Below are 22,002 nucleotides of genomic sequence, written 5' to 3' on the forward strand. Positions count from 1 at the left end.
ACCAAATGACCCATTCGAAACGGCATGGCGAGATCCTGCGGCTGCTGCAGGAAGAGGGCACCGTCACCATTGCCAGTCTGGCCGACCGGCTGGGCGTGTCGCTCGAGACCGTGCGCCGCGACGTCAAGCCGCTCACCGGTGACGGTTCCGTCCTTAAGATGCATGGCGCCATCGGCCTGCCGTCGATGATTGGCGAAGCGCCGTTCGAGCGGCGGATGCGCGAGAATGCCGACGCCAAGCGCGTCATTGCCCGCATGGTCGCCGCCACCATCCGCGACGGGGAATCGATCATGCTCGACACCGGCACGACGACTTCGTTCCTTGCCCGCGAACTGCTTGGCCACCGGCGCCTGACGGTCGTCACCAACTCGTCGGACATCGCCCGCACGCTGGCCACCATCAACGGCAATAAGGTCTACATGGCTGGCGGCGAACTGCGCAGCGATTCCGGCGCTGCCTTCGGCGCCTCGGCCATCGACTTCGTCAGCCGCTTCTCGGTCAGCCACGCCATCATTTCCACCGGCGCCATCGATGCGGTGATGGGCGTCATGGACTATGATCTGGAAGAGGCCGAGTTCGCCCGCATGGTGCTGTCGCGCGGCCAGCGTTCGCTCGTCATCACCGATCACTCGAAGTTCGGCCGCCTTGGTCTGGTCCAGGTCTGCGGCTTCGACAGCTTTTCCGAACTCGCCAGCGACCGCTCGCCGCCGCGCGACATAGCTGCCGCCCTGGCGCAGGCCGGCGCGCGGCTCAGCATCGCTGGCGAGGAAGCCGGGTTTTAGCCGAAGACCAGCGACTGGTGGGCGCACACGCCCGCAAAGGTACCAGCGGATACCGCAAAGGCGATGTTGTGCATCGAGCGTGCCGCGTCGCCGGCGGCGTAGACGCCGGGCACGGTCGTCTGTTGCCTGTCATCGACTGATATCACCGGGCCGAGGAGGCCTTGCGTGAAGCCGCAGCCGAGCTGTTCGGCCAGCGGGCTGGCCATGGTGTTACGCGGCGCCGTGAACATCGCCCTGACGCCGGCCTTTCTGCCGTCGTTGAGGTGGACGATCAATCCGCCGGAGCCGTCTTCCCTTAGCTCGGTGACGGTGGTGGGCTCAAACCGCACTTTTCGGCTCTCCAGCGCGTGCATCTGCTCTGTGTCAGGCTCGAACAGGCCATTGCCGAACAGCGTGACATCGCCCCAATCGGCGATCAGCTGTGCCTGATGCAGGGACACAGGACCGGTTGCGAGCACGCCGAGCGGCCCGCCGGAAACTTCGTAGCCGTGGCAATAGGGGCAGTGCAGCACGCTCTTTCCCCAGAGCTCGGCAAGCCCGGCAACCTCCGGCAGGATGTCGCGCACCCCGGTGGCCAGCACCAGCCGTGAGGCGCCGAATGTCTCGCCGCCATCGATGGTGATTTCGAAATCGCTGCTGCCGGCGGCAACGGCCTTGTCCGCGCGCCCATCGACAACCCTTGCTGTCGGATAGGCCAGCAGCTGCCGCCTTGCGTCACCCAGGATTGCGCCGGGCGGGCGCCCGTCCTGTCCGAGGAAGCCGTGCGAATGCTCGGCAAAGCGGTTGCGCGGCTGGCCGGCGTCGATCACCAGCACCTTGCGTCCTGCCCGCGCCATCTGGATGGCGGCGGACAGGCCGGCAAAGCTGCCGCCGACGACGGCAAGATCATACTGCATGGCTGGAGACTCCAATGAGATCAAAACGGCGGCGGAAATCGGCGGTCAGGTCGGCCAGCGTGATGCGGCTGAGCTTTTCCGCCAGCAGCCTTTCGGCGGCGATGCGAAAATCGTCGAGCACGGCGATCACCGCTTGCTCGACGAGGCAGCCGGGGCTTTCCGGCTCGGTACTGAACGGCAGCAGCGTCTCGCCAAGGGCGACGCTGATCTCGGCCAGGGATATTTTTTCGGGAGCACGGCCAAGCAGCCAGCCGCCGCCATGCCCGCGTGACGAGGTGACGATGCCGGCATCGCGCAAGCCTGCGATGGTGCGGCGGACCACCACTGGATTGGTGTGGATGAAGGTGGCAAGCTGCTCGGAGGTCAGCGCCTGTTCGGGCTTCTCGGCCATGTGGACGAGAATGTGCAGGGTCGAGGACAGTCTGCTGTTGCGTTTCATGTAACTTAATTAGTTACGATTCGCATCGATGTCAAACGCGCGAAAATTCATCCTGAAGCAGGCGCCATTCGGCTTGCCGTCGAGGATCTCGATACGCCCGCCGTGCAATTGCATGATCTCCTGCACCAGGTTGAGGCCGAGCCCCGCGCCGTGATCCTGTGGGCGCAGCCGATAGAAGGGCTCGAAGACGCGCTCCCGCTCGCTCAGTGGCACGCCGCCGCCTTCGTCACGCACCTCGATGACGGCGGGAGCTGCAATGCTGACGGTGATCTCGCCCGAGCGGCCGCCATGTTCGATGGCGTTCTGGACGAGATTGGTCACAGCGCGTTCGATCGCGGTGCGGTCACCGGAGGCGAAAACTGTTTCTCTTTCGGGTTCGAACGACATTTCGTATCCGGCCGAAAACGCCATCGGCGCGAGGTCGACAATGACGCTGCGCGCAATCGCCACAAGGTCGACCTTTTCAAAAGCCGCGGCCTGCCGGTCGAGACGCTGCAGGTCGAGCAGCTGGTCGGTCAGCGTCGAAAGCCGCGCTGCGTCCTGCAGCAGCCGCGCCCGTTCCGGTGTCGCCGGCAGCGCGGCGAGGCGCGTGTTGAGGATGGCGACCGGTGTTCGCAGTTCATGCGCCGCGTCGGTCAGGAAACGCTTGTGGCGCTCGTAGCCCTTGTCGAGGCGCGATAACGCCGCATTCACCGCCTTCACCAGCGGTGTCACCTCCAAGGGCACGTCCTTCAGCGGCAGCTGCACGCCGCGCTGGTCGACGTCGATGCGCCCGGCCTCGGCCGCCGCATGGCCAAGACCCGAAAGCGCGCCGCGCACCACCCAGGGCGTCGCGAACAGCGTGGCCAGCGCCATCAGCCCGGCGAGCGGCAATATCCCTTGCAGGAAAAATTGCGGCGCCTGCCCGAGCAGGCGCATGAGCGAAAGCCCGCCCTTGGTGCCGCTGAAGATCTGGACGTTGCCGGCTGCCGTATCGGTCCAGCGTATCTTTCCTCCAGGTGGCGCGGCTTGCCCGAGCGTCGGGTCGATACGGGCATCGCTGATGGTGTCCAGCAGTCCGACAAAGGGCTGGAAGACGGTCGGTACGGTTCCCTCCTGCAGCCGCTGCCCTTGCTTGTCGCGAATGATGAACCAGAGGTCCGGAACTCCAGATCGCAGCTTTGCCATATCCGGCGTCTCGTTGAGGACCAGCTTGCCGCCGGCATCGCGTGCCACCGCATCCGCCAGCACGTCCATCGTGCCGTCCTCATAGTCGTGCGGAATGAGACCCGTGGCCAGCATGGCGCCGAGAATGCCGACGATGATCAGTGTCAGCATCGCGCATTGCAGCAACGCGATGCGCAGCACCAGGCTCCATTTCAGCGAACGCGGGCGCTTGATCGTCATGTCGTCTCGCGCAGGAGATAGCCGACGCCGCGAATGCCGTTGATCGTCACGCCGCCGTCGGCGTCGGCGAGCTTGCGGCGCAGGCGCGAGACGTGGGTGTCGAGCGCGTTGGACTGGATCTCGTCGTCGAGGCCGAACACCGCTTCCATCAGCGCCTCGCGCTGCACCATGCGGCCGGTCCGCCGCATCAGCGTTTCCAGTACCAGGAGTTCGCGGCGCGGCAGGCTGAGCGGCTCGCCACGGATCGACACCTCGCGATGCCCGACATCGAGCACCAGATGGCCGGCGCGGATGAATTGCGACTGCATCGGCACCGGGCGCCTGAGCAGCGCGCGCAACCGGGCCAGCAATTCCTCGAAGGCGAACGGCTTCGCCAGATAATCGTCCGCACCCATGTTCAGCCCATCGACCTTGTCCGACGTGTCGCCCTTTGCCGTCAGCATCAGCACGGGCGTGGTGTTCTTCGCTGCGCGCAGTCTGGGAACCAGCGACAGCCCGTCGCCATCCGGCAATTGGCGGTCGAGCAGGATGGCGTCGTAGCTGTCGGCGGCAACGAAGCCCTCCGCTTCGATGAGCGAGCCGGCGTGGTCGACCACCATGTCGTGGCGCTTCAGCGCGGCACGCAAGGCCGAGACCATTTCAGGCTCGTCTTCGACCAGCAAGATACGCATCCACCATCCTCTAACAAGACCACTGCTGCGGGCGCTACAGCGCCAACATTGCGCAAGCATGGCAAATCCTGGCAGCGGGCGTCGACGCACCCTTTCTTTGCATCTGCCACCTTGCGCAATGTCTATGCAATCCAGTCGCTGCAAACAGCACCGGTCGGCACGAACCGTCATGCCGGCATCAAGGCGTCGGACCCGACTATGCAACAGGTTCGGGTCCGACGCTGAAACGAAATCAAATGGCCGCACCAAACTGATTGTCGCGCTGCTGTCCGGATTGAGGTTTAGCTATGTCTGCAAATGATGCTCTGTCTTTTCTCATGGCGTGGGCCGTGGCGCCGTTCAGGATAGGCTCCGTCACGCCGTCCAGTTCCAGCCTGGCGGCATTGATGACGCGCGACATCGGTCCCGACACCGGCCCCGTGCTGGAGCTTGGTCCGGGAACCGGCCCGTTCACCCGGGCGCTGCTGGCGCGCGGGGTTAGTGAAGAGGATTTGACGCTGATCGAATCCGATCCGGATTTCGCCGCACTGCTCAAGCGGCGCTTTCCTGCCGCCCAGGTCTTCGAAATGGATGCCGCCGGTCTGCGCCATCTATCGCTATTCCAGGGGCCGGCGGTCGGCGCCGCCATCAGCGGTCTGCCCTTCCGCTTGATCTCACCGCGCAAGACGCTCGCCATTCTCGACGGGGTTTTCGCAAATCTTCGCCCGGGCGGCGCGCTCTATCAGTTCACGCTCGGCCGGCGCTGTCCGTTCGACCAGTCGCTGCTCGATCGGCTCGATCTCGAGGTCACGCGGGTTGGCCATACCTTTCGCAACCTCCCGCCGGCGACGGTCTATCGCATCGCCAGGATCAAGACGCTCAGCACCTTTGACTGGCGCTTCGCATGACGGGGCCGCTGGCGGCCATCCTCGGCTTCGGTCTGTTCGGCGTCTTCTGCCTCGCCTTCACCGAAAAGATCCTGCCAATCCCGCCCTCGCATGTGCTGCTGCTGTTCCTCGGCATGACGGCCGCGCCGGATGGTTCGACGCTGGCGATCCTGCTGCTGGTGGCGACGCTTGCCTCCACCAGCGGCTGCCTTGTCTGGTATGCGGTCGGCCGCCGAATTGGGCCTGATCGTGCCGACAGGCTGGTGGAACGTTTCGGCAGATATGTCTTCCTGCGCCACGCGACCTACCGCAGGCTCGGCCAGGCCTACCGCCGCAATCATGTCCGGGTCTCCCTGCTGGCGCAGTTCATCCCGACGGTGCGCAATTACCTGCCGATCGCAGCCGGCGCGCTTTGTCTGCCTGCCTTCCCCTTTGCGGCCGCGACGCTGCTCGGCGCCACGCTCTGGAACGCCGGCTTTCTCACCACCGGCTATCTGCTGCGCGGCAGCGGCCGGGATTCGTTCACGGTGGGTCTGCGCATCATTGTCATCGTCGTGGCACTGGAGACGGCATTCATGCTTGCGCTGCGCTATGGCCCCGCATGCCGGCGGCGCATCAGGCAGGTGCTCGGCTGAGCGCCAGCTCTCCGGTCATGGGATAAGCTCTGCCGTCGGCTTTCCTTCGCTTTCGCGCCGGTGTTTAGTCCGGCCATGGCTTTCACCATTCGCCAGTTGCAGTTCTTCATCGCCGTGGCCGAGCAAGGCACGGTGTCTGGCGCTGCGCAGAACCTCTCCATCTCGCAATCGTCAGTCACCGAAGCGATCAAGGAACTCGAAAGCGATCTCGGCGTCGAACTGTTCGAACGCCATCCGCGCGGCCTGAACATCACCCACAAGGGTCACCAGTTCCTGCGCCACGCCACCAAGATCCTCGCCGACGTTTCCGACGCGCGCCGCTCTTTCTCCGGCGAGCAGGCGGTGGCGGGCGGTCGGCTGCAGCTCGGCGTCACCTCGCTGGTCGCCGGTTATGTGCTGTCGGATCTGCTCGCCCGCTACCGCCGCGCCTATCCCGGCGTCGAGGTCTCGGCCATCGAGGACAATGGCGACTACCTCGAGCATCTCTTGATCGGCGGCAAGCTCGACATTGCCGTCATGGTCACCTCCAATTTGCGCGACCGCACCGCGTTGCAGTCGGAAATCCTCGAAGTCTCGGCCTACCGGCTGTGGCTGCCGCTCGGCCATCCGCTTGCCAGCGCCGACATCATCAGCATCGGCGACATTGCCTCCGAAACGCTGATCATGCTGACCGTCGACGAGATCGAGGAAAACACCGGCAAGCTGCTGACGGCGATCGGCGCCAAGCCACATGTCGCCTTCCGCACCCGTTCCGTGGAAGCCGTGCGCAGTCTCGTCGCCACCGGCGCCGGTGTGGCGCTGCTGCCCGACCTCGTCTACCGGCCCTGGTCGCTGGAAGGCGACCGCATCGAATCGCGCGATATTTCGGGCTCCTTGCCGGTGGTCCAGGTCGGCATGGTCTGGCGGCGCGGCTCCGGCCTGCCGCAGGCGGCGCGCGATTTCATCGGCCTTGCCCAGTCGCAGCGGACGGTCCGTCAGCGCCCCTGAGAGATCGGCTGCCGACCTATCGGAAAAACCGATACCGCCTTTCTGATAAATGAATTTGCGAAACCGGAATTTTCAAAGCACCTTTCGGTTCAGGGACCAAAGCCGCCATCAGAGCGGCATCAAGCCCAAACGGACGAACTGACAGTTTTTCAGTCAGCGCGTGACCCCTAGCGAAGACCGAAACCGGCTTTCGGGGTCAGGCGCCAAATGGGAGATCGACAATGAATTCATTCCTGAAGTCATGCACTGCACTGACGGTCGCGCTGACCTTTTCCGGTCAGGCCGTCGCCCAGGTCAAGGAGCTTGGCAAGGGCGAAGGCCAGGTCAACATCGTTGCCTGGCCGGGCTACATCGAGCGCGGCGAGACCGACAAGGGCTATGACTGGGTGACCTCCTTCGAGAAGGAGACCGGCTGCAAGGTCAACGTCAAGACAGCCAACACCTCCGACGAGATGGTCTCGCTGATGAATGAGGGTGGCTTCGACCTCGTCACCGCCTCAGGCGATGCGTCGCTGCGCCTCGTTGCCGGCAAGCGCGTGCAGCCGATCAACACCGATCTCATCCCGAGCTGGAAGACGGTCGACGAGCGCCTCAAGGACGCGCCGTGGTTCACCGTTGGCGGCGCCCACTACGGCGTTCCCTATCAGTGGGGTCCCAACGTCCTGATGTACAACACCGAGGTGTTCAAGGAGGCTCCCAAGAGCTGGAACATCGTCTTCGAGGAAATGAAGCTGCCGGACGGCAAGTCCAACAAGGGCCGCGTCCAGGCCTATGACGGGCCGATCCACATTGCGGATGCCGCCAACTATCTGATGTTCCACAAGCCGGAACTCGGCATCAAGGATCCCTATGAACTGAACGAGGACCAGTACAAGGCGGCGCTCGAATTGCTGCGCGTCCAGCGCACGCTGGTCGGCCGCTACTGGCACGACGCCGCCATCCAGGTCGACGATTTCCAGAACGAAGGCGTCGTCGCCTCCGGCTCGTGGCCGTATCAGGTCAACACGCTGGTCGCCGCCAAGAAGCCGATCGCGTCCACCATCCCGGAGGAGGGCGCCACCGGTTGGGCCGACACCACGATGATGGAAGCCGACTCCGCCAACCCCAACTGCGCCTATATGTGGATGGAACATTCGCTGTCACCGAAGGTGCAGGGAGATGTCTCGGCCTGGTTCGGTTCGCTGCCCGTCGTCCCCGCCGCCTGCAAGGGCAATGAGCTTTTGACCGACGAGGGCTGCAAGACCAACGGCTACGACAATTTCGACAAGATCAAATTCTGGAAGACGCCGGTGTCGAAATGCACCACCCAGAACGATCAGTGCGTGCCCTACTACCGCTGGGTGTCTGACTATATCGGCGTCATCGGCGGGCGGTGAGCGCCCTTACCTCCCCCTTGCGGGGAGGGTTGACGCAATAGCGTCGGGGTGGGGTCTGCTCGGCATTTTCGAGGCACCCACCCGCGGCTTCGCCGCAACCTCCCCACAAGGGGGGCGGACGTCACGCGATATCAACACATCAACCCGGCAACAGACTGACAGCCCATGACCTCCGCCGTCTCTTTCCAGAAAGCCTCGCGCCATTTCGGCAACGTGCGAGCCGTCGACGCGGTCGATCTCGACATCGCGCCGGGCGAATTCTTCGCCATGCTCGGGCCGTCCGGTTCCGGCAAGACCACCTGCCTGCGCCTCATCGCCGGCTTCGAGCAGCCGACATCGGGCTCGATCTCGATCTTTGGCGAACGCGCCGAGGGCGTTCCGCCCTATCGCCGCAACGTCAACACCGTGTTCCAGGACTATGCGCTGTTCCCGCATCTGAACGTGCTCGACAACGTCGCCTACGGGCTGATGGTCAAGGGCGTCGGCAAGGCTGAACGGCACAAGGCAGCGGAAGAGGCGCTGTCACTGGTGCGGTTGCCCGGCTATGGCGCCCGCCGCCCCGGCCAGCTTTCCGGCGGCCAGCGCCAGCGCGTGGCACTCGCCCGTGCGCTGGTGAACCAGCCAAAGGTGCTGTTGCTCGACGAGCCGCTCGGCGCGCTCGACCTCAAATTGCGTGAGAACATGCAGGAGGAGCTGAAGTCGCTGCAGAAGGCGCTTGGCATCACCTTCGTCTTCGTCACCCACGACCAGGGCGAAGCGCTGTCGATGGCCGACCGCGTCGCCGTCTTCAACGACGGCAAGATCATGCAGATCGGCACGCCGGAGGATATCTACCAGCGGCCGAGGACCCGCTTCGTTGCCGATTTCGTCGGCTCCTCCAACGTGCTGCCGCCGGATTTCGTCCAGCGCTATTCCGGCCAGCATCGCTGGGGGAGTCTCCGCCCTGAATCCATTCGCGTCGGGCGCGCGGCCAGCGGGATCACAAGTGGCGAAGGCGTATCCGCCCGCCTCGTCTCGACCAATTATCTCGGTGCCACGACAAAGCTGGCGCTCGATGCCGACGGGCTGCGGCTGCACGCCATCGTGCCGGCCGGCACGGCCTTACCCGGGGAAGGCGAGGCGGTCGTGCTCACCTTCAACCGCGAGCACCTGCATCTGATGGAAGAACCGGCATGAGCCTCGACGCCGCCATGGTGCGTGCAACGGCGCCCGCCATCCTGCCGGGCAGCGGCGGTCTGCGCGGCGCGCTGTCGGACCTTTTCTGGCGCAAGCCGAAGGTCCTGCTGCTGCTCATGCTGCTGCCGCCCGTGCTTTGGCTCGGCATCGTCTATATCGGCTCGCTGTTTGCGCTGCTGGCGCAGAGCTTTTTCTCCATCGACGAGTTTTCCGGCCTCATCAACCGTGAGTTCACGCTCAAGACCTATGGCGACCTGTTCCAGGCCGCCAATCTCGACATCATCTTGCGCACGGTGACGATGGCGGCTCTGGTCACGCTGGCCTCGGCCGTCATCGCTTTCCCCATCGCCTACTACGCGGCGCGTTATGCGCGTGGCCGCTGGAAGGCGCTGTTCTACCTCGGCATCATGCTGCCGCTGTGGTCGAGCTATCTGGTCAAGATCTACGCCTGGAAGCTGATCCTGGCCAAGGAGGGCATCCTCACCTGGCTGCTCGCCAAGCTGCATCTTTTGTGGGTGCTCGACGCATGGCTGTCGCTGCCGATCGTCGGCGGTAACTCGCTGTCGGTGTCGTTTACCGGCACCTTCATCGTCTTCGTCTATGTCTGGTTGCCGTTCATGATCCTGCCGGTGCAGGCGGCGCTCGAGCGCGTGCCGGGCAATCTGGTCGAGGCCTCGTCCGATCTCGGCGCTTCGCCCGGCCAGACCTTTCGCAACGTGCTGTTCCCGCTGGCGCTACCGGGTATCGTCGCCGGTTCGATCTTCACCTTCTCGCTGACGCTCGGCGACTACATCATCCCGCAGATCATCGGTACTTCGCGGCTGTTCATCGGCCAGGCTGTCTATTCGCAGCAAGGCACCGCCGGCAACATCCCGCTCGCCGCCGCCTTCACCGTGGTGCCGATCGTCATCATGGGCTTCTACCTCTGGGGTGCCAAGCGCATGGGAGCCTTCGATGCGCTCTGATGGTTCCCAGTCGGCCCCGCTCGGCCTGAAGATCGCCGCCGCCTGCGGCCTGCTGTTCCTGCATCTGCCGATCCTGCTGATCTTCGTCTATGCCTTCACCACCGAGGAAAAAAGCTTCGTCTGGCCGCCGCCCGGCCTGACGACGCAGTGGTTCGCCGTCACCTGGAACCGGCCGGATGTCTGGCAGGCGCTATCGCTGTCGGTCAGGGTCGCGGCCATCTCGACGGCGATTGCGCTCGTCCTCGGTACGCTTTGTTCGGCGGCGGTGTCGCGGACCAAATTCTTCGGCCGCGAAACCATCTCGCTGCTGGTCATCCTGCCGATCGCGCTGCCCGGCATCATCACCGGCATCGCGCTGCGCTCGGCCTTTGCGCTGGCCGATATCCCGTTCTCGTTCTGGACGATCGTGCTTGGCCACGCCACCTTCTGCGTGGTGGTCGTCTACAACAACGCCGTCGCCCGCTTCCGCCGCACCTCCGGCTCGATGATCGAGGCGTCGATGGATCTCGGCGCCGACGGTTTTCAGACCTTCCGCCATGTCGTGCTGCCCAACATCGCGACGGCGCTGCTTGCCGGCGGCATGCTGGCCTTCGCGCTGTCGTTCGACGAGGTCATCGTCACAACCTTCACGGCCGGCCAGCAGCAGACGCTGCCGATCTGGATGCTGGAAGAGCTGATCCGTCCGCGCCAGCGCCCGGTCACCAATGTCGTGGCCATGGTCGTGATGCTGGTGACGCTGCTGCCGATCCTTGCCGCCTATTACCTTACCCGCGACGGCGACCAGATCGCTGGTTCGGGCAAATAACTGAGTTCATAGGGGAGAGATGTCCATGGACACCCAGATGCTGATCGGCTCGAAATTCGAGAAGGGCACCGAGACCGAGGAACCGATCCTCAATCCAAAGACCGGGGCGACCATCCTCAACCTGCCCGAGGCCAGCCAGGTACAGATCGAGGCGGCGGTCACTGCCGCCGAAAAAGCGTTCGTCACGTGGTCGCGCACCACGCCGGCGCAGCGCTCCGGCTATCTCCTGAAGATCGCCGACCGCATCGAGGCCGCGGCACAAGAGTTTGCCATGCTCGAGGCGCTCAACTGCGGCAAGCCGATCAACGCCGTGCTCAATGACGAAATCCCGGCCATCGTCGACTGCTACCGTTTCTTCGCCGGCGCCGTCCGTTCGATGCCGGGCGTCGTTGCCGGCGAATACATTCCCGGCCACACCTCGATGGTCCGCCGTGACGCCATCGGCATCGTCGCTTCCATTGCGCCGTGGAACTATCCGCTGATGATGATGGCCTGGAAGCTCGCGCCGGCGATCGCCGGTGGCAACACCGTCGTCTTCAAGCCGTCCGAGCAGACACCGCTGACGGCGCTGAAGCTGGCAAAAATCCTTGCCGAAATCCTGCCCGAGGGCGTGGTCAATGTCGTGCTCGGCCGTGGCGACAGCGTCGGCAACACGCTGATCAACCATCCCAAGGTCAACATGATCTCGATCACCGGCGATGTCGCCACCGGCAAGAAGGTGCTGCAGGCGGCCGCCAAGTCGGTCAAGCGCACGCATCTCGAACTCGGCGGCAAGGCGCCGGTCATCGTCTTCGACGACGCCGATCTCGGCGCCGTGGTCAATGGCTTGCGCGCCTTCGGCTATTACAATGCCGGCCAGGACTGCACCGCCGCCTGCCGCATCTACGCCGGCAAGAAGATCTACGACAAGCTCGTCGCCGATCTGTCGTCGGCCGTCTCGACCATCAAGTACAACCGTCCCGACGACACCGAAAACGAGATCGGCCCGCTGATTTCGCGCCGCCAGCGCGACCGCGTGTCGAGCTTCGTCGAGCGCGCCTCGGAACTAAAACACATCGAGATCACCACCGGCGGCAAGTCGGGCGAGGGCTCCGGCTTCTACTACCAGCCGACCGTCGTCGCCGGCGCGCTGCAGGAAGACGAGATCGTGCGCCGCGAAGTGTTCGGGCCGGTCGTCTCGGTCACCCGTTTTTCCGAGGTCGACGAGGCTGTGAACTGGGCCAACGACAGCGATTACGGCCTGGCGTCATCTGTGTGGACCAAGGACGTTTCGCGCGCCATGGCGACGGCCGCCCGCCTGCAATATGGCTGCACTTGGATCAACACGCATTTCATGCTGACCAACGAGATGCCGCACGGCGGGTTGAAGCAGTCCGGCTACGGCAAGGACATGTCGCTCTACGCGCTGGAAGACTACACCGCCGTCCGGCATGTGATGGTGGCGCACAGTTAGCGCCTCCCCTTCTCCCCGGTTTACGGGGAGAAGGTGGCCCGAAGGGCCGGATGAGGGGCAGCGCGTCCCTGGCAAAGCCGGCTCCGCCCCTCATCGGCCTGCCGGCATCTCCTCCCCGTGAAACGGGGAAAAGAACGCAGACCACTACTCGACGATGCGATAGATGTTCCACAGGCTGGTGCCGGACACGACAAAGGGCTCCATTTCCTTGCCCCATTTGGCATGCGCGTCGATCTTGCCGATCTTGGCGAAGAACGCCTCCAACTGGGCCAGGCTTTCGACCTGGTGATGCGATTCGACCGTCGCCTCCCGCGCGCCGATCGAACCGGTCATGATCTGGAATTCCAGCTCGTCGATGCCGACCTGCGAGCCGATCTCGCGTTCCCATTTCTTCAACAGGTCGAGCACGGTCTGCTTGTGCCCGAACTTGGCGTCGATCTGCCATCTGGCGCTGAACATTGTCTTCTCCTCCAGGGTTGCGGCCGGAGCATGATCCCGAAAAGTGGAATCCGGTTTTCGGAACAGATCATGCTCCAGCACTAAAAACAGAGCCCCATCCCTTACAATCGGGATGGACAGGCCCCGCGGTTGACCTACTCATCCCAGGCCTGCACGACGGTCTGCCGTGCGATCCGCCCGTTCTTCAGCTCCAGCATCGCCGCGGCGAACACCTTGGTGCCGTCCGGATAGGCGCAGGCCTGGGTGAAGGCGAGGCTGTCGCCGTCGGCGATGGTGGTGTCGACCTTGTGGGTCATCGCGCGGCTGCAGATGTCGTCCCAGAATGTGCTGATCGCCGCGCGTCCGCGGATCTCGCGCGGCTTGCTCGGCGGGTTGTTGCGGTCGATCACTCGCACCAGCGCGTCGTCGGCATAGAAGCTTGACAGCATCTTGCCGTCACGGCCTTCGATAGCCTTCTTGATCGCCGCGCCATCCACTGTTTGGGTCTTGGTCAGCATTTCATCCTCCATTGGCCCGTCTTCCGACCGGGCGGTTGATGGTCGAAGTGCTGCCCGGCGCTCATCGCCGGGCAGTTGTTTTTACTGCGACTTCGCCTTGACGGCCGCGAACACGTCGTCGGTCTGCTTCTTGAAGGTCTTCAGATCGACCTGGCTGCCGTTGAGCATCGTCGACCAGTGGCGCACGATCGCGGCCATCGCCACTGCCTCCTTGATCTCCTCGTCGCTGGCGCCATTGAGCTTGGCCGCCTCGGTGTGGAAATAGATGCAGTACTGGCATGGGATCTGCGCCGCGACGGCGAGGCCCAACAGTTCCTTGGTCTTGCCGTCAAGCGCGGTCTTTGGATTGAGCTGCACGCCCTTGATCTCGGCCCAGGCGCCGGCGACGGCAACATCCGGCAGCGTCCTGAACATGTCCGGCACCGAGCCGAGCGTCGCCTCGATATCCTTGTAGGCAGCCGCTGCCGATGCATCCTCGGCCTTTGCCGGGGCGATGGCGAACAGTGCTCCAACGCCTGCCGCTATCACCAGCGATTTGAGTGTCCGGTTTGACTTCAGCATTTCCTCCTCCGTTCGCAGCGCCTTCCCGGCGACATCTGCCTGGCCTGCATGGGAGAATTGATAGCGCTTGCCTGCCCTTGGCCGCTTCGCCCGAAAGCGCCATGGCTCCTATGGCCCGTCTGGGCCAGTGTGTCGGACAGAGAACGCCGCCGCAGCCGCTCGCGACGGCAAATCCAGCTTGAGCAGTATATTGGCGACGTGGCGCTTGACCGTGTGCTCGCTCAGCCTCAATTCGGCGGCAATTGCGGCATTGCTCTTGCCGTCGGCAATCAGGCTCACCACTTCGCTTTCGCGCGCCGTCAATACGGCCGGTTCGGTCGTTCGGGTCCGCGCGCGACAGTCGGGCTCCAGATGTTGTTCAGTCATCGCCTGGACCAGCGCCAGCGGCTCGTCCAGATCGTCCAGCGTGATCCGCCCGGCATCAGCGAAATGCAGGCCCGAGCCGGTCGCCAGATCCGCGATCAGCCGCGAAGCGAGGATGTCGCCGCGGCCGGCATGGGAGGCGAGCTGCATCGTCACCCGCGCTGTCAGTCCCACCGGCGGCCCGCGCAATTCGATCTCGCCGACATGCGCACCTTGCGCACTGGCCACGCCAATGCCTTGTGCCGCCTCGCGCAGCGCCACCGCACAGCGTATGGCACGCGCCGGGCCGTCGAAGCGCGACATCATCATCTCGCCTTGCGTGCCTGCCAGCCGGCCGCCATGGCGCCCGACCTGCTGGCGCCAGATTTCCTGGAAGCGCTGGCTGCGTTCGCTCCACATGCGGTCGCCCATCCGCGCCGTATCGTAGATGCGCGTCACCAGAAGTGCTGCCAGCACCCGGTCCACCTCGGTCACGGCGCGTTCCCCGGTCAGAAACTCTTCTATGATGTCGACTACTCGGTCGACGTCGCCGGTCCAGATAGGATGATCACGCCCGGGCACTTCGACCAGTTTGGCGTTTGGAATCTTCTTCGCCAGATAGCGGCTGGCGTCAGGATCGACCCGCACATCGTTGCGGCGATGGATCAGCAGCGTTGGCGCGCTGATTGCAGCCAGCACGCCACGCACGTCGATTTCCGCGTTCATGCGCGCCAGTGCCGCCGCAGCGGTCGGGCTCGCCGACAAGCGCTCGAAGCGCGCCCACCACTGGGTGAAATGTGCGTCGTCGACCCGGCCCGGCGCGAAGTTGGGCAAGGTAGCACCCGTGCCCCATGACGTTTCCGCCGTCTCGATGAAGGCGTCGAGGCGTTCGGGCGACATCACCCATTTGTGAAAATGCGCATAGCCGCCATAGAGCGCCAGCGCCCGCGTCCGCTCCGGATAGGTGGCGGCGAACAGCATCGCCATCGGAGCGCCTTCCGAAGCGCCGAGCAGTGCCGCACGGCCGCTGCCGGCGGCGTCCATCACTGCGCGCACATCGTCCATCCGGGTTTCGAGACTGGGCAGGTGGTGGGCGTCGACGCGGTCGGAAAGACCGGTACCGCGCTTGTCGAACAGGATCAGCCGCGAGAATGCCGAGAGCCGCTTCAGGAGCCTGGTATAGCCTTCGTCTTCCCAGTGCAGGTCGAGATTGGAAATGAAGCCCGGCACGAAGACAAGATCGAACGACCCCTGGCCGACCACCTGATAGGCGATCCGCACATCGCCGCTATGGGCGTATCGGGTCTCGATCGGCCTCACGAGGTTTTCCGCCCGGCCTGACGATTTCTGATCGTCGACCATAGCAGAACACCGCCGATTGCGGCAGCTCAAACTTTAGAGGTGGCGAATATAGGCTGACGGGACTCGACGACTACTTCTGCGAGGCGGCGACGTCGGCCGGGGAGGGCTTGAGCCCGAGTTTGAGGTCGGCCTCAGCCGGCGTGATCGGTCGCCTGATCCTGGCGGAGGCGGCCACCACCAACTCGTTGAAGTTCCCGGTGCCGTCGTCCAGCATCTCGAAGAACTGCCGCCGCATCCTCGGCTCCCAGAACTTGTTGATATGTTCGGCGACGCCGGCAATGCCTTCCTCACGTGGCTTGGAATGAAAGAAATCGGCGATCTGGTTCGCCATGCGCACCAGCTTCTCGCTGGTGCTCATGATGTGTTCTTCGTCATGCGACATGCTTGGCAACTCCGCAAACCACCCGGTCGGGGTGGGTGAAAATATCAAAATCGTCGCCGCGCACCAGCGCCACCAGCGTCATGCCAGCCTCTTGCGCCGTTCGGATGGCAAGTGCGGTCGGCGCCGAGACGGCGATGATGAAGGCCGAGCCGATAGAAGCCGTCTTCTGCACCATCTCGACCGAAACCCTGGATGTCACCACGACAGCACCGGATGCGCCATCGATGCCGGCTTTTGCCAGCGCACCGGCCAGCTTATCGAGCGCATTGTGACGGCCGACATCTTCGCGCGCCATGACGATGCCCTTATCAGGCACATAGAAACCGGCGGCATGCACGGCCCCGGTCTCGGTGTGAAGCGGCTGCACCTTCGACAAGAGCTTGACCGAGCGGACGATGTCGCCGGCATCAAGCGTAAGCTTTGACGCACTAACCGCATCGACCGAGCGCATCGCTTCTTCGATCGATTCGATGCCGCACAGCCCGCAGCCGACAGGCCCGGCGAGCCTTCGCCGCCGTGCCTCGAAGCGCGTGTTGGCCCGGTCCTTCAGCCGGATCTGGATGTCGATGCCGGCGCCATGATCTTCGACCTCGATGGCTTCGATCTCCTCCGGCGTAGCAATGATGCCTTCGGTCAGCGAGAAGCCAAGCGCGAAATCCTCGAAATCGGCCGGGCTTGCCATCATCACCGCATGCGTGGTGCCGGCAAAGGAGAACGCCACCGGCGTCTCTTCCGGCACCATGCGGTCGGCAGCCGTCGTCCCGCCCGCGCGGCGCGCCAGCCGCGATACCTGCGTCGTGGCTTTGCGGCGCGCGCTCAAGACTACTCCGCCGCTTCCAGCTTCCCGATACGACGGCTGTTGCGTGCCTGCTCGTCATAGTCGCGCTGCCATTCCGACGGCCCGTTGGAGGCGCCGACCTGCACCGCGGTCACCTTGTATTCCGGACAGTTGGTCGCCCAGTCGGAGAAGTCGGTGGTGATCACGTTGGCCTGCGTGTCCGGATGGTGGAACGTCGTGTAGACCACGCCAGGCGACACCCGGTCGGTGATCAGCGCGCGCAGCGTCGTCTCGCCCGAGCGGCTGGTCAGCCGGACCCAGTCGCCGTCGCGCAAGCCCCGGTTCTCGGCATCGTGCGGATGGATCTCCAGCCGGTCCTCCGAGTGCCACATGCTGTTGTCGGTGCGCCTTGTCTGCGCGCCGACATTGTACTGGCTGAGGATGCGGCCGGTGGTGAGCAGCAGCGGGAAGCGCGGCCCCGTCCTTTCGTCGGTCGCCACATATTCGGTGCGGATGAACTTGCCCTTGCCGCGCACGAACCCATCGATGTGCATGATCGGGGTGCCGAGCGGCGCCTTCTCGTTGCAGGGCCATTGCACGGATCCGACACGGTCGAGCAACTCGAAGGAGACGCCAGCGAAGCTCGGCGTCGTCATCGCGATCTCGTCCATGATCTCGGAGGGATGCTGATAGTTCCAGTCCAGTCCGATGGCGCGGGCAAGCTCCTGCGTCGCCTCCCAATCGGCGTAGCGCGCCTTCGGCTCCAGAACCTTGCGCACCATGTTGATGCGGCGCTCTGCGTTGGTGAAGGTGCCGTCTTTCTCCAGGAAGGTCGAGCCCGGCAGGAAGACATGCGCGTAGTTTGCCGTTTCGTTGAGGAAGAGGTCGTGCACAACGACACATTCCATCGCGGCGAGGCCGGCGGCGACATGCTTGGTGTCGGGATCGGACTGAAGAATGTCCTCGCCCTGGATGTAGATGCCCTTGAAAGTGCCGTCGACGGCGGCGTCCAGCATGTTGGGGATGCGCAGGCCGGGTTCGTCGTCCAGCTTCACGCCCCACAAGGTCTCATAGATGTCGCGCACGGCTTCGCCGGAGATGTGGCGATAGCCCGGCAGTTCGTGCGGGAAGGAGCCCATGTCGCACGAACCCTGCACGTTGTTCTGGCCACGCAGCGGGTTCACGCCGACGCCGGGCCGGCCGATATTGCCGGTGGCCATGGCGAGATTGGCGATTGCCATCACCGTGGTCGAGCCCTGGCTGTGTTCCGTCACGCCTAGGCCGTAATAGATCGCGCCGTTGCCGCCGGTGGCGTAGAGGCGGGCCGCGCCGCGGATCAGCTCGGGATCGACGCCGGACAATTTGCCGACAGTTTCTGGGCTGTTCTCAGGCAAGGCGACGAACGATGCCCAATCCTGGAACTCCGTCCAGTCGCAGCGCTCACGGATGAAGGCTTCGTTGAAAAGACCTTCGGTGACGATCACATGCGCCAGCGCCGTCAGCACAGCCACATTGGTGCCGGGCTTCAGCGGCAGGTGATAATCCGCTTCAACATGTGCCGACTTGACCATCTCGGTGCGACGCGGATCGAGCACGATCAGCTTGGCGCCCTGGCGCAGCCGCTTCTTCAGCCGCGAGGCGAACACCGGGTGGGCCGAAGCGGGATTGGCACCGATGATGACGGCGACGTCGGTGAAGTCGACGGAATCGAAATCCTGCGTGCCGGCAGAGGTGCCATAGGTCTGGCCGAGCCCGTAGCCCGTCGGCGAGTGGCAGACGCGCGCACAGGTGTCGACATTGTTGTTGCGGAAGCCCTGCCGCACCATCTTCTGGACGAGGTAGGTTTCCTCATTGGTGCAGCGCGACGAGGTGATGCCGCCGATCGCGGTGCGTCCGTACTGGTACTGGATCCGGCGGAATTCCTTGGCCGTGTGGGCGATAGCCTCTTCCCAGGTCACCTCGCGCCAGGGATCGGTGACTTTTTCCCGGATCATCGGCGACAGGATGCGGTCCTTGTGGGTGGCGTAGCCATAGGCGAAACGGCCCTTGACGCAGGAATGGCCGTGGTTCGCCTTGCCCTCCTTGTAGGGCATCATGCGAATGACCTCGTCACCCTTCACTTCGGCCTTGAACGAGCAGCCGACACCGCAATAAGCGCAGGTGGTGACGGCCGAACGCTCCGGCAGGCCCTTGGCAAGCACCGTTTTCTCGCGCAGCGCATCGGTCGGACAGGCCTGTACGCAGGCGCCGCAGGACACGCATTCCGAATCGATGAACGCCTCGTGCATTCCCGCCGAAACCCGGGATTCGAAACCACGTCCCTCGATGGTCAGCGCGAAGGTGCCCTGGACCTCTTCGCAGGCTCTCACGCAGCGCGAGCAGACGATGCATTGCGATGCATCATAGGTGAAATAGGGGTTGGATTCGTCGCGGGCGATGTAATCGACCGCCAGCGAGCCATGGCCGGGCGCCACGCCACCTTCCGGCTTGACGTGGTTGCGGCCCTCAATGCCGTAGCGGTTTTCAGTCAAGCCGATCGACTTCGCCACCGCATCGAACTCGCTGGCCCCGGTTCCGGCCTGTTCGTTCCAGCCGGTCGGATGGTCGGAGACGTAGAGTTCCATGACGCCGCGGCGAATGGCGTCGAGCCGCTCGGTCTGCGTGCGCACGATCATGCCTTCGCCGACAGGCGTCGTGCAGGACGCCGGCGTGCCGCCGCGCCCTTCGATCTCGACAAGGCAGACACGGCACGAACCGAAGGAGTCCAGCATGTCGGTGGCGCAAAGCTTCGGGATTTCGACCCCGCCTTCCATCGCGGCCCGCATGATCGAGGTGCCTTCAGGCACGGTGATGCTGCGCCCGTCTACGTTCAGCGTGACTTGCTTCTGCGCCTTCGACTGTGGAGTTCCGTAGTCGATCTCTTCGACGAGGGATGGGAAGTCGGCTTTGATGTTCATCTGCCAGCTCCTATTCGGCAGCCACGCGCACGGGCGCTGGCTTGAAGTCGTCGGGGAAATGGGTGATCGAGCTCATGACGGGGTAGGGCGTGAAGCCGCCCAGCGCGCAGAGCGAACCGAATTTCATCGTGTTGCAGAGGTCGGTGACCAGAGCGAGGTTCTTCTCTGGCTCAATGCCCGCGGCTATTCTGTCGATGGTCTCCACACCGCGCGTCGAGCCAATGCGGCAGGGCGTGCACTTGCCGCAACTTTCGATGGCGCAGAACTCCATGGCAAAGCGCGCCTGTTTCAGCATGTCGGCGGTGTCGTCGAACACGACGATGCCGGCATGGCCGATCAGCCCGTCCTTGGCGGCGAAGGCTTCATAATCGAATGGCGTGTCGAACAGAGCGCGCGGGAAATAGGCACCGAGCGGGCCACCGACCTGCACTGCCTTGACCGGACGCCCTGTCGCCGTGCCGCCGCCGATCTCGTCGACGATCTCGCCCAGCGTCATGCCGAAAGCGGCTTCGAACAGGCCGGCATATTTGACGTTGCCGGCGATCTGGATCGGGATCGTGCCGCGCGAGCGGCCCATGCCGAAATCCTTGTAGAAGGCCGCACCCTTGTCCATGATGACAGGCACCGAGGCCAGTGAGATGACGTTGTTGATCACCGTCGGCTTGCCGAACAGCCCCTTGTGCGCCGGCAGCGGCGGCTTTGCCCGGACCATGCCGCGCTTGCCTTCGAGCGAGTCGAGCAGCGCCGTCTCCTCGCCGCAGACATAGGCGCCTGCGCCAACCCGGATCTCCATGTCGAAAGCGTTGGGTGAACCCAGCACGCTGGCGCCAAGAACGCCGGCCTTGCGAGCGATCTCGACGGCCTTGTTCATCACCGCCACCGCATGCGGATATTCCGAGCGGATATAGACAAAGCCCTTGGTCGCACCCGTGGCGATACCGGCGATCGTCATGCCTTCGATCAGCACGAAGGGATCGCCCTCCATGATCATGCGGTCGGCGAAGGTGCCTGAATCGCCTTCGTCGGCGTTGCAGACGATGTATTTGCGGTCGCCAACGGTATCGAGCACCGTTTTCCACTTGATGCCGGTCGGGAAGCCCGCGCCACCGCGCCCGCGCAGCCCGGATTCGGTCACCTGGGCGACAATGGCGGCGGGCGTCAGTCCCAACGCGTTCGTCAGGCCGTTCAACCCGCCATGTTTCTTGTAGGATTCGAGCGACAGCGGATCCGTGACGCCGCAGCGCGCGAAGGTCAGCCGCGTCTGCTTGGCCAGGAAGGGGATTTTGTCCGGCGCGCCCAGCCAGCGCTTGTGATGGCCGCCCGTGAGGAAGCCGCTGTCGAACAGGCTTTTGACGTCGGAGGTTTTCACCGGCCCGTAGGCGACGCGGCCGTTGGCTGTCGCAACTTCGACCATCGGTTCGAGGAAATAGGCGCCGCGCGATCCGTTGCGCACGATCTTGGCCTCGATGCCGCGCTCGGCGAGTTCACTGGCAATCGCCTTGGCGACCTTTTCGGCGCCAAGCGCCAGTGCGCCGGAATCGCCGGGAATGTAGATACGCGGGATCATGAGCGCACCTCGGCAACGATCTCATCGAGCTTTTCATCATCGAGCCGCCCGATCACTTGGCCATCGAGCATTGCGGCGGGCGAACAGGCGCACAGGCCGAGACAATAGACTGGCTCCAGCGTGACCGAACCGTCGCGGGTCGTCTCATGGAAGCCGATGCCCAGCAACTGTTTCAGTTTGGCGGCGACGGCGTCCGAACCCATCGACTGGCAGGATTCCGCCTGACAAAGCTTCAGCACATGCCGGCCTGCCGGATGGCTGCGGTAATCATGGTAGAAGGTGACGACGCCGTGCACCTCGGCCCGGGAAATGTTCAATGCTTCGGCGATGACAGGCAGCGCATCGTGCGGCACATGGCCGAACTCTTCCTGGATGCCGTGAAGGATCGGCAGCAGCGGGCCTTCAAGGCCCTTCAGCTCCTGGATGATCGCGGCCGTGCGCGACGTGATCTCGGTACTTGCAGGCTGCATTGGCATGCAGCGCCCTCCCTATCGTAGCGGTCCATGCGTATCGCCCAAAAACATTAAGTGGTTTTGGAGCAACGACATGCCTGTGCCGCTTTATCGCTAAGTGCTTAAGAAATCGAAGAAAACCTCCGAAATCAATAAAGCGGTTTCGTTGGACGATAGAAGTCTTCTATCGACTGTCATCAGCCAACCT

23 protein-coding genes are annotated in these 22,002 nt (G+C 64.0%); 9 read left to right on the forward strand and 14 right to left on the reverse strand.

Going from position 1 to position 22,002, the window contains the following annotated elements; all coding sequences use genetic code 11:
- Positions 1-5 precede the first annotated feature (5 nt).
- Positions 6-782 (forward strand): DeoR/GlpR family DNA-binding transcription regulator, encoded by a 777-nt coding sequence (locus tag C8D77_RS18185; protein WP_109666107.1) that lies wholly within the window; start codon positions 6-8, stop codon positions 780-782.
- Here the strand turns inward: C8D77_RS18185 and C8D77_RS18190 are convergent.
- From C8D77_RS18190 to C8D77_RS38355, 5 genes are all read right to left on the reverse strand, one after another.
- A complete protein-coding gene (locus tag C8D77_RS18190; protein ID WP_109666109.1) occupies positions 779-1,678 on the reverse strand; it encodes an NAD(P)/FAD-dependent oxidoreductase in 900 nt (299 codons plus the stop codon). The two genes, C8D77_RS18185 and C8D77_RS18190, sit on opposite strands and share 4 nt — an antisense overlap.
- On the reverse strand, positions 1,668-2,117 hold the full coding sequence (locus C8D77_RS18195; RefSeq protein WP_024503367.1) for an RrF2 family transcriptional regulator: 450 nt from the start codon (positions 2,115-2,117) through the stop codon (positions 1,668-1,670). Before C8D77_RS18195 ends, C8D77_RS18190 begins: the two co-directional genes overlap by 11 nt.
- A 9-nt stretch (positions 2,118-2,126) precedes the next feature.
- On the reverse strand, positions 2,127-3,503 hold the full coding sequence (locus tag C8D77_RS18200) for a sensor histidine kinase (protein ID WP_109666111.1): 1,377 nt from the start codon (positions 3,501-3,503) through the stop codon (positions 2,127-2,129).
- Entirely contained in the window at positions 3,500-4,174 is a 675-nt protein-coding gene (locus C8D77_RS18205; protein ID WP_109666114.1) for a response regulator transcription factor, read from the reverse strand. Before C8D77_RS18205 ends, C8D77_RS18200 begins: the two co-directional genes overlap by 4 nt.
- A 232-nt stretch (positions 4,175-4,406) precedes the next feature.
- The gene (locus C8D77_RS38355) at positions 4,407-4,574 is read right to left on the reverse strand and encodes a hypothetical protein (RefSeq protein ID WP_245468684.1); all 168 of its coding nucleotides are present in this window, start codon (positions 4,572-4,574) and stop codon (positions 4,407-4,409) included.
- On the opposite strand from C8D77_RS38355, the gene C8D77_RS18210 reads away from it, so the two are divergent.
- The 8 genes from C8D77_RS18210 to C8D77_RS18245 all read left to right on the forward strand — a co-directional run bounded on the left by C8D77_RS18210 (position 4,561) and on the right by C8D77_RS18245 (position 12,437).
- Positions 4,561-5,061 (forward strand): class I SAM-dependent methyltransferase, encoded by a 501-nt coding sequence (locus C8D77_RS18210; RefSeq protein ID WP_245951816.1) that lies wholly within the window; start codon positions 4,561-4,563, stop codon positions 5,059-5,061. The two genes, C8D77_RS38355 and C8D77_RS18210, sit on opposite strands and share 14 nt — an antisense overlap.
- Positions 5,058-5,675 carry a DedA family protein gene (locus C8D77_RS18215; RefSeq protein ID WP_109666118.1) on the forward strand — a complete coding sequence of 206 codons (618 nt, stop codon included), beginning with the start codon at positions 5,058-5,060 and terminating at the stop codon, positions 5,673-5,675. The genes C8D77_RS18210 and C8D77_RS18215 overlap by 4 nt, the downstream gene beginning before the upstream one ends.
- A 75-nt stretch (positions 5,676-5,750) precedes the next feature.
- Complete coding sequence (locus tag C8D77_RS18220) at positions 5,751-6,662, forward strand: LysR family transcriptional regulator (RefSeq protein WP_056588166.1); 912 nt, start codon at positions 5,751-5,753, stop codon at positions 6,660-6,662.
- Between the two features lie 221 nt (positions 6,663-6,883).
- A complete protein-coding gene (locus C8D77_RS18225) occupies positions 6,884-8,038 on the forward strand; it encodes an ABC transporter substrate-binding protein (RefSeq protein WP_109666120.1) in 1,155 nt (384 codons plus the stop codon).
- A gap of 165 nt (positions 8,039-8,203) precedes the next feature.
- Positions 8,204-9,214, forward strand: coding sequence for an ABC transporter ATP-binding protein (locus C8D77_RS18230; protein ID WP_109666122.1), 1,011 nt, complete (start codon positions 8,204-8,206; stop codon positions 9,212-9,214).
- A 14-nt stretch (positions 9,215-9,228) separates the two neighbouring features.
- Complete coding sequence (locus C8D77_RS18235; RefSeq protein WP_196815398.1) at positions 9,229-10,179, forward strand: ABC transporter permease; 951 nt, start codon at positions 9,229-9,231, stop codon at positions 10,177-10,179.
- On the forward strand, positions 10,169-10,984 hold the full coding sequence (locus tag C8D77_RS18240; protein ID WP_109666124.1) for an ABC transporter permease: 816 nt from the start codon (positions 10,169-10,171) through the stop codon (positions 10,982-10,984). Before C8D77_RS18235 ends, C8D77_RS18240 begins: the two co-directional genes overlap by 11 nt.
- 25 nt (positions 10,985-11,009) lie before the next feature.
- Positions 11,010-12,437 carry a gamma-aminobutyraldehyde dehydrogenase gene (locus C8D77_RS18245; RefSeq protein ID WP_109666737.1) on the forward strand — a complete coding sequence of 476 codons (1,428 nt, stop codon included), beginning with the start codon at positions 11,010-11,012 and terminating at the stop codon, positions 12,435-12,437.
- Between the two features lie 144 nt (positions 12,438-12,581).
- Here C8D77_RS18245 and C8D77_RS18250 read toward each other — a convergent pair whose 3' ends face one another.
- The 9 genes from C8D77_RS18250 to C8D77_RS18290 form a co-directional block, all read right to left on the reverse strand.
- Positions 12,582-12,896, reverse strand: coding sequence for a hypothetical protein (locus tag C8D77_RS18250; RefSeq protein WP_109666126.1), 315 nt, complete (start codon positions 12,894-12,896; stop codon positions 12,582-12,584).
- 134 nt (positions 12,897-13,030) lie between these two features.
- Positions 13,031-13,393, reverse strand: coding sequence for a nuclear transport factor 2 family protein (locus C8D77_RS18255; protein ID WP_109666739.1), 363 nt, complete (start codon positions 13,391-13,393; stop codon positions 13,031-13,033).
- A gap of 81 nt (positions 13,394-13,474) precedes the next feature.
- The gene (locus C8D77_RS18260; RefSeq protein ID WP_109666128.1) at positions 13,475-13,954 is read right to left on the reverse strand and encodes a carboxymuconolactone decarboxylase family protein; all 480 of its coding nucleotides are present in this window, start codon (positions 13,952-13,954) and stop codon (positions 13,475-13,477) included.
- Positions 13,955-14,062: 108 nt separating this feature from the next.
- Positions 14,063-15,616: an alpha/beta fold hydrolase gene (locus tag C8D77_RS18265; protein WP_109666742.1), complete on the reverse strand. Its 1,554-nt coding sequence runs from the start codon at positions 15,614-15,616 to the stop codon at positions 14,063-14,065.
- Between the two features lie 112 nt (positions 15,617-15,728).
- The gene (locus C8D77_RS18270) at positions 15,729-16,040 is read right to left on the reverse strand and encodes a formate dehydrogenase subunit delta (protein WP_109666130.1); all 312 of its coding nucleotides are present in this window, start codon (positions 16,038-16,040) and stop codon (positions 15,729-15,731) included.
- Entirely contained in the window at positions 16,030-16,860 is an 831-nt protein-coding gene (fdhD, locus tag C8D77_RS18275) for a formate dehydrogenase accessory sulfurtransferase FdhD (protein ID WP_109666132.1), read from the reverse strand. Before fdhD ends, C8D77_RS18270 begins: the two co-directional genes overlap by 11 nt.
- A gap of 2 nt (positions 16,861-16,862) precedes the next feature.
- A complete protein-coding gene (gene fdhF / locus C8D77_RS18280) occupies positions 16,863-19,775 on the reverse strand; it encodes a formate dehydrogenase subunit alpha (protein ID WP_109666135.1) in 2,913 nt (970 codons plus the stop codon).
- 10 nt (positions 19,776-19,785) lie between these two features.
- Positions 19,786-21,342 (reverse strand): formate dehydrogenase beta subunit, encoded by a 1,557-nt coding sequence (locus C8D77_RS18285; RefSeq protein WP_109666137.1) that lies wholly within the window; start codon positions 21,340-21,342, stop codon positions 19,786-19,788.
- Entirely contained in the window at positions 21,339-21,818 is a 480-nt protein-coding gene (locus C8D77_RS18290; protein WP_109666139.1) for a formate dehydrogenase subunit gamma, read from the reverse strand. Before C8D77_RS18290 ends, C8D77_RS18285 begins: the two co-directional genes overlap by 4 nt.
- Between the last annotated feature and the right edge of the window lie 184 nt (positions 21,819-22,002).

The organism is Mesorhizobium loti (assembly GCF_003148495.1).
Taxonomy (GTDB): Bacteria; Pseudomonadota; Alphaproteobacteria; order Rhizobiales; family Rhizobiaceae; genus Mesorhizobium; species Mesorhizobium loti.

Excerpts from the sequence above, each read along its gene's own strand:
- C8D77_RS18220 (WP_056588166.1), top strand. The coding sequence starts at position 5,751 with ATGGCTTTCACCATTCGCCAGTTGCAGTTCTTCATCGCCGTGGCCGAG.
- C8D77_RS18195 (WP_024503367.1), bottom strand. The coding sequence starts at position 2,117 with ATGAAACGCAACAGCAGACTGTCCTCGACCCTGCACATTCTCGTCCAC.
- C8D77_RS38355 (WP_245468684.1), bottom strand. The coding sequence starts at position 4,574 with ATGTCGCGCGTCATCAATGCCGCCAGGCTGGAACTGGACGGCGTGACG.
- C8D77_RS18255 (WP_109666739.1), bottom strand. The coding sequence starts at position 13,393 with ATGCTGACCAAGACCCAAACAGTGGATGGCGCGGCGATCAAGAAGGCT.
- fdhF (WP_109666135.1), bottom strand. The coding sequence starts at position 19,775 with ATGAACATCAAAGCCGACTTCCCATCCCTCGTCGAAGAGATCGACTAC.
- C8D77_RS18200 (WP_109666111.1), bottom strand. The coding sequence starts at position 3,503 with ATGACGATCAAGCGCCCGCGTTCGCTGAAATGGAGCCTGGTGCTGCGC.
- C8D77_RS18190 (WP_109666109.1), bottom strand. The coding sequence starts at position 1,678 with ATGCAGTATGATCTTGCCGTCGTCGGCGGCAGCTTTGCCGGCCTGTCC.
- C8D77_RS18285 (WP_109666137.1), bottom strand. The coding sequence starts at position 21,342 with ATGATCCCGCGTATCTACATTCCCGGCGATTCCGGCGCACTGGCGCTT.
- C8D77_RS18230 (WP_109666122.1), top strand. The coding sequence starts at position 8,204 with ATGACCTCCGCCGTCTCTTTCCAGAAAGCCTCGCGCCATTTCGGCAAC.
- C8D77_RS18240 (WP_109666124.1), top strand. The coding sequence starts at position 10,169 with ATGCGCTCTGATGGTTCCCAGTCGGCCCCGCTCGGCCTGAAGATCGCC.
- C8D77_RS18270 (WP_109666130.1), bottom strand. The coding sequence starts at position 16,040 with ATGTCGCATGACGAAGAACACATCATGAGCACCAGCGAGAAGCTGGTG.
- C8D77_RS18215 (WP_109666118.1), top strand. The coding sequence starts at position 5,058 with ATGACGGGGCCGCTGGCGGCCATCCTCGGCTTCGGTCTGTTCGGCGTC.
- C8D77_RS18225 (WP_109666120.1), top strand. The coding sequence starts at position 6,884 with ATGAATTCATTCCTGAAGTCATGCACTGCACTGACGGTCGCGCTGACC.
- C8D77_RS18210 (WP_245951816.1), top strand. The coding sequence starts at position 4,561 with ATGACGCGCGACATCGGTCCCGACACCGGCCCCGTGCTGGAGCTTGGT.
- C8D77_RS18185 (WP_109666107.1), top strand. The coding sequence starts at position 6 with ATGACCCATTCGAAACGGCATGGCGAGATCCTGCGGCTGCTGCAGGAA.
- C8D77_RS18250 (WP_109666126.1), bottom strand. The coding sequence starts at position 12,896 with ATGTTCAGCGCCAGATGGCAGATCGACGCCAAGTTCGGGCACAAGCAG.
- C8D77_RS18245 (WP_109666737.1), top strand. The coding sequence starts at position 11,010 with ATGGACACCCAGATGCTGATCGGCTCGAAATTCGAGAAGGGCACCGAG.
- C8D77_RS18290 (WP_109666139.1), bottom strand. The coding sequence starts at position 21,818 with ATGCCAATGCAGCCTGCAAGTACCGAGATCACGTCGCGCACGGCCGCG.
- C8D77_RS18205 (WP_109666114.1), bottom strand. The coding sequence starts at position 4,174 with ATGCGTATCTTGCTGGTCGAAGACGAGCCTGAAATGGTCTCGGCCTTG.
- C8D77_RS18260 (WP_109666128.1), bottom strand. The coding sequence starts at position 13,954 with ATGCTGAAGTCAAACCGGACACTCAAATCGCTGGTGATAGCGGCAGGC.
- C8D77_RS18235 (WP_196815398.1), top strand. The coding sequence starts at position 9,229 with ATGGTGCGTGCAACGGCGCCCGCCATCCTGCCGGGCAGCGGCGGTCTG.